Source organism: Amycolatopsis sp. NPDC104819 (genome assembly GCF_055583145.1).
The window spans coordinates 355,797-361,454 of the sequence record NZ_JBVJON010000002.1 but is presented as its reverse complement, the minus strand read 5'-3'; the positions used below and the strand labels follow the sequence as shown (position 1 = coordinate 361,454).

The 5,658-nt window shown below is 73.1% G+C and carries 4 protein-coding genes; 2 read left to right on the top strand and 2 right to left on the bottom strand.

All coding sequences use genetic code 11. From position 1 onward, the window contains the following. Positions 1 to 130 precede the first annotated feature (130 nt). Entirely contained in the window at positions 131 to 1,627 is a 1,497-nt protein-coding gene (locus tag ACZ63E_RS06560; RefSeq protein WP_465309514.1) for a CoA-acylating methylmalonate-semialdehyde dehydrogenase, read from the bottom strand. A 134-nt stretch (positions 1,628 to 1,761) separates the two neighbouring features. Between ACZ63E_RS06560 and ACZ63E_RS06555 the strand changes: the two genes are divergently transcribed. Further along, complete coding sequence (locus tag ACZ63E_RS06555) at positions 1,762 to 3,396, top strand: PucR family transcriptional regulator (RefSeq protein ID WP_465334883.1); 1,635 nt, start codon at positions 1,762 to 1,764, stop codon at positions 3,394 to 3,396. 58 nt (positions 3,397 to 3,454) lie between these two features. Beyond that, a complete protein-coding gene (locus tag ACZ63E_RS06550) occupies positions 3,455 to 3,787 on the top strand; it encodes an SSI family serine proteinase inhibitor (RefSeq protein WP_465335505.1) in 333 nt (110 codons plus the stop codon). Between the two features lie 93 nt (positions 3,788 to 3,880). Here the strand turns inward: ACZ63E_RS06550 and ACZ63E_RS06545 are convergent, their stop codons facing one another. Further along, positions 3,881 to 5,287, bottom strand: coding sequence for a DUF4153 domain-containing protein (locus ACZ63E_RS06545; RefSeq protein ID WP_465334881.1), 1,407 nt, complete (start codon positions 5,285 to 5,287; stop codon positions 3,881 to 3,883). Positions 5,288 to 5,658 lie beyond the last annotated feature (371 nt).

Sequence of the window (5,658 nt, the reverse complement as noted above, 5' to 3'; positions counted from 1 at the left end):
TAGGGGGGGGGGGGGGGGGGGGGGGGGGGGGGGGGGGGGGGGGGGGGGGGGAGGGGGAGGGGGGGGGGGGGGGGGGGGGGGGGTGGGGGGAGGAAAAAAAAAAAAAACCCCCCCCCCCCCCAAGCCGCGCTCAGGAGTTGCGCGGGAAGCCCAGGTTCACCCCGGCGTGCGAGTGGTCCGGCCAGCGCGACGTCACGACCTTCGTCCGCGTGAAGAAGTGGAACCCCTCCGGCCCGTACGCGTGGCTGTCGCCGAACAGCGAGTCCTTCCAGCCGCCGAACGAGTAGTAGCCGACCGGGACCGGGATGGGCACGTTGACACCCACCATGCCGACCTCGACCTCGTTCTGGAACCGCCGCGCCGCCGCGCCGTCGCCGGTGAAGATCGCCGTGCCGTTGCCGTACGGGTTCGCGTTGATCAGCGCCAGCGCGTCGTCGTAGGACGCCGTGCGCGCGACCGCCAGCACCGGGCCGAAGATCTCGTCGGTGTAGATCGACATCTCCGGGCGGACGTGGTCGAACAGCGTCGGGCCGAGCCAGAAGCCGTCCGAAGAACCCGGCACCTCGACGCCCCGGCCGTCGACCACGAGCGACGCGCCCGCCTCGACCCCGGCGTCCACATAGGACTCGACGCGCCGGTGGTGCGCGGCGGTCACCAGCGGCCCCATCTCCGACGACGGGTCACGGCCGTCGCCGACCTTCAGCCGGGAGATCCGCTCGGCGATCTTCGCAACCAGCTCGTCGCCGACCGGGTCGACGGCCACGACCACCGACACCGCCATGCAGCGCTCGCCCGCCGAGCCGAAGCCGGCCGACACCGCGGCGTCGGCGGCCAGGTCGAGGTCGGCGTCCGGCAGCACGACCATGTGGTTCTTCGCGCCGCCGAGGGCCTGCACGCGCTTGCCGTTGCGGGTGCCGGTTTCGTAGACGTAGCGCGCGATCGGCGTCGACCCGACGAACGAGATCGCCTTGACGTCCGGGTGCTCCAGCAGCCCGTCGACGGCGACCTTGTCGCCGTGCAGCACGTTGAGCACGCCCGCGGGCAGGCCGGCTTCGGCGAACAGCTCCGCGAGGAACACCGCCGCCGACGGGTCCTTCTCACTCGGCTTGAGCACGACGGTGTTTCCGCAGGCCAGCGCGTTGGGGACGAACCACAGCGGCACCATGGCCGGGAAGTTGAACGGCGAGATCACGCCGACCACGCCGAGCGGCTGGGCGATCGAATAGACGTCGACGCCGGTCGAGGCGTTCTCGCTGAAACCACCCTTCAGCAGCTGCGCGGCGCCGCACGCGAACTCGACGTTCTCGATCGCGCGCGCGATCTCGCCCGCCGCGTCCGACTCGACCTTCCCGTGCTCGCTGGTGACGATCTTGGCCAGCTCGTGCTTGCGGGCGGACAGCAGCTCGCGGAAGGCGAACAGCACCCGCGTCCGCCCGGCGAGCGACGTCCCGCGCCAGCCCGGCAGCGCGGCCGCCGCGGCGGCGACGGCCTCGTCGACCTCCGCCTGCCCGGCGAAGTCGACCTGGCCCCGGACCTCGCCGGTGGCGGGGTCGAACACTTCGCCGGAGCGCTCGGTCGGCCCCGCGAACAGCTTGCCGTCGATCCAGTGGGTGATGCGGTCGGTCACGACGGTGCGCTCCTTCGGTCGGGGACGTCTCCTGCGAGTGTCCGGGCGCGCGCCACGCGGACGCCATCGACAACGTGTACGGACTCCGCGTCCCGGCCGTACAGTCTGTCCCTGCCGATCATTCGCGAGGAGCCATGTACCCGACCGTCGCCGAGGTGCTCGCGCTGCCGGTGCTGCGCCAGGGGCGCCCGCACGTCGTCGCCGGGGTCGCCGGCCTGGACGCGCCGGTGCGCTGGGCGCACGTCGCCGAGATCGCCGACATCGCGCACCTGCTGCGCGGCGGCGAGCTGGTGCTGACGACCGGCGTCGCCCTGCCCGACGACGGCCCCTCGCTGGCCCGGTACGTCGCCGACCTGGCCGGGGTCGGCGCGGCCGGCCTGGTGATCGAGCTGGTCCGGCACTGGAGCGACAAGCTCCCCGCCGCCCTGGTCGAGGCGGCCGAGGAGCACGGCCTGCCGCTGGTCACGCTCTCGCGCGAGACGCGGTACGTGAGCGTCACCGAGGCGGTGAACGGCCAGATCGTCGACGCCCAGGTCGCCGAGCTGCGTGCCGCCGAGCGGGTGCACGAGACGTTCACCGCGCTGACGGTCGCGGGCGCCGAACCCGGCGTGGTGCTGGCCGAGGTCGCGCGGCTGACCGAGCAGCCGGTGGTGCTGGAGACGCTGGCGCACGAGGTGCTCGCCTACGACGCCGCGGGCGCCGACCCGGCCGAGCTGCTGGCCGGCTGGCCGGGCCGCTCGCGCGTGGTCCAGGTCGGCGAGCGGACCGGTTACCACTCGGGGTCGGGCTGGCTGGTCACGGTGGTCGGCGCGCGCGGGCACGACTGGGGACGGCTGGTCGTCGTCTGCGCGGACCCGCCGCCGCACCGCCACCGGGTGGTCGCCGAGCGGGCCGCGTCCGCGCTGGCCGTGCACCGGCTGGTCGCCAAGGAGACCGACGGGCTCGAACGGCAGGCCCACCGCGCGGTGCTCGCCGAGCTGCTGACCTCGCCGGCGCCGTCGGCGGAGCTGCTGGCGCGCGCCTCGGCGCTGGCCGTGCCGCTCACCGGGCGGCAGCTGGTCGGGCTGGCGGTGCGGCCGCGCCTGGCCGGCAACCGTCCCGCGCTCTCCACGCCGCCGGTGCTGCGTGAGCTGGCCGAGGCCACGGTGCTCGCGGCGCGCCGCGCGAAGGTGTCGGCGCTGGTGGCGACCGACGACCTCGGCGTCCGGGCGCTGCTCGCGCTGTCCCCGGAGGCGAACGCCGACACCGTCCTGCACCGGCTCGCCACCGACGTCCACGAGGCCCGCGGCAGCGCGCCGGGCGTGCTGGCGGTCGGCACGACGGTGCTGACGCCGGCTGAAGCGGGCCGCACGCTGCTGGAAGCCGGGCAGGTCGCGGCCGCGGCCCTGGGCTCGGGCGAGGAGCGGGTGGTGCACCGGCTCTCCGACGTCCGGCTGCGGGGCCTGCTGCACCTGCTGGCGGGCGACGAGCGGGTCACGGCGTTTGCGGTGCGCGAGCTCGGGCCGCTGCTGCAGCGCGACGCGGCTTCGGGCAGCCGGCTGGTGCAGGCGTTGCGCCACTACTGCGCGCAGGGTGGCAACAAGTCGGCGGCGGCCGTCGCCGCGCACACCTCGCGGACGGCGTACTACCAGCAGCTCGCCCGGATCGAGCAGGTCCTCGGCGTCCGACTGGAGGACCCGGAGTCGATGCTCTCGCTGTACGTCGCGCTGCTGGCCCTCGACATCACCCGGCCGAGCGAAGAAGACTCACCCGGACGGGGAGCACAGTGATCGGGTTCCGGCTGCCGATGGAACCGATATGGCCCTCCTCCCCCTCGCTGCCTGCCTGATGAGCCTGAGCTGCCTCGCGCCCGCGCAGCCGCCGGCGTCGACGCTGCAGCTCAGCAGCCACGACACCGCCAACCGGATCGGCTCGGTGGTGCTGACCTGCGACCCGACCGGCGGCACGCACCCGAAGCGCGACAACGCGTGCGCGGTCCTCTCCGGCGCCGGCGGCGACTTCACGAAGATCACGCCGCGGCACCAGGCGTGCACGCTGATCTACGCCCCGGTCGACGTCACGGTGGTCGGTTCCTGGCGCGGCAAGCCGGTTTCGTTCCGCACGACGTTCCCGAACCGCTGCGTCGCCAACCGCGATTCGGACGACGTCTTCGCGTTCTGAGTGCCGGGGGCGCGGAAGCCGCCGGGCCGCCCCCACGACGACCCGGTGACTTCCGCGCACCGTTGTTCATTACGCAACGGACCCCGGTTCGGTTCAGGTGCACCGGCCAAGCGGGACGTCCCGCGCCGATGCGCGGCTTAGGTTCCAGGCGGGCCAGCCGTCCGGCGTGTCGCCGTCGAGGACCAGCCGCAGCACGCATGTCCGCAGCGGCTCCGGCAGCCGCGCCGACACCACCGGGACGACGTCGGCGGAGAAGCCGGCGAGATAGTCGTGGTCCAGCGGCTTCCCGGCGGCGGCGCGGTCGAGGTTCTCGTTCGCGATCAGCCGTTCGGGATCGAGGACGGCCAGCGTCAGCAGCGCCACGGCCGCGGTGCCGATCGCCGCGCGGGGCAGCCAGGTCGAGCGCAGCCTGACCAGTGACGCGCACACCAGCACGAACACCGCGCCGAACCAGAGCTCGCAGACCTCGACGAGCAGCCGGAGCACGGTGAAGCCATAGGCCTGCTGGTAGGTCCACATGCGACTCAACGCCGACCCGACGAGCACCAGGCTCAGCGCGCTGAGCGCCCCGAGCAGGACGCGCTGCCGGAGCCGGTCGCCCCTGGTCGTGTCCGGCGCCCAGCGCAGGGCCGCGGTGACGATGGCGAGCGTCAGGACGGTGACGGCGCACAGCTGCCAGAAGCCGCTGCGGGCGTACTCGGCCGCGGTCAGGTTGCTCGTGCGCAGGACGTATTCGGTGCCGCCGAAGAGCACGACCAGCCGGACGCCGACGAAGACGCTGAAGAGCAGGACGAGAACGGTGAGCGGGACCGTCCATTCCAGACCGTGTTTTGTCCTTCGTGGACGGTCGTTCGGAGACCTTTGCGGTGGCGCGGCGAGGAAGTAACAAGCGCCGGAGACCAGTAGTGCGACAGCGGCGAACACGAGGCACCAGCGCACGAGGGTCGCGAGGCTCAGGTCGGGGATCATGGCGTTGACGATGGCGGCGAAGGCGGCGTCGGCGCTGGCCAGCAGGGGGACAAAAACGGCCACGATCGCCGCGGTCGCCAGCACGGCCAGCGCGATCCGGCGCGCGACGCCGTCCCGCCGGGCGGTGAACCGCCCGACCCCGCGCCCGGCCCACGGGATCGCGCGGAGAGCTTCGACGGGCACGGCGAACATGTCGTAGAGGAAGGTGTTGACGGTCCGCTTCCCGACCACCGCAAGGGATCCGGTGACAGCGGCAGCGAGCACGCAGAGGACGAAGAGCCACCCGGAGGCGCGGATGGCGCCCATGCCGAGGAGGGCGAGGGTGAGGAGCGCCCAGCCGGCGCTGACCCAGGTGAAGGGTTGAGCGGCGCTTTGGTCCCTCGACCGCCGATCGGCAATGAAAACGGCGACGGTGGCGGCGATCCCGGAGAGAAGCCAGCCGATCCCGGGCCGATCGACGGGGAGAACGAGGGCGGCGGCAACCCCGGCGAGCCCGGCAGCGGGAAGAACGGCGGGAGGAAGGGCAACCACAACCGACTTCGGCGGCGGGAGCTGCCGGAGGAGAAGAGGAGGCGCGGCTACGGCGACCCCGCCGCCTGAGGCAGCGGCCGACGCGGCCACACCCGGAGCGCCGCCGCCGCCGGCGGCCCCGGCCTCCACCGGCGCCCTTCCTCTCTCCGTGGCCGAACGCTTGCCCCGCGGCACACCGGTGCCGCCGACCTGACCTTTGGGCACGATGCGCCCCTCTCTCGAGATTCACGTTCACTTTTGCGAATGGCGATGGGCGATTCCGGTTCCGGTTCCGGACTTGCCGCAGGTTGTCGTGGGGGGTTTGGGGGGGTGGGAACGCACCAAACAAACCCAAAAAACAGGGGCAGGAGGAAACATCTAGAAGGTCCCCC

What these genes read in the sequence shown, in the direction of transcription:
- ACZ63E_RS06550 (WP_465335505.1), top strand. Translation starts at nt 3,455, where the DNA reads ATGAGCCTGAGCTGCCTCGCGCCCGCGCAGCCGCCGGCGTCGACGCTG.
- ACZ63E_RS06555 (WP_465334883.1), top strand. Translation starts at nt 1,762, where the DNA reads ATGTACCCGACCGTCGCCGAGGTGCTCGCGCTGCCGGTGCTGCGCCAG.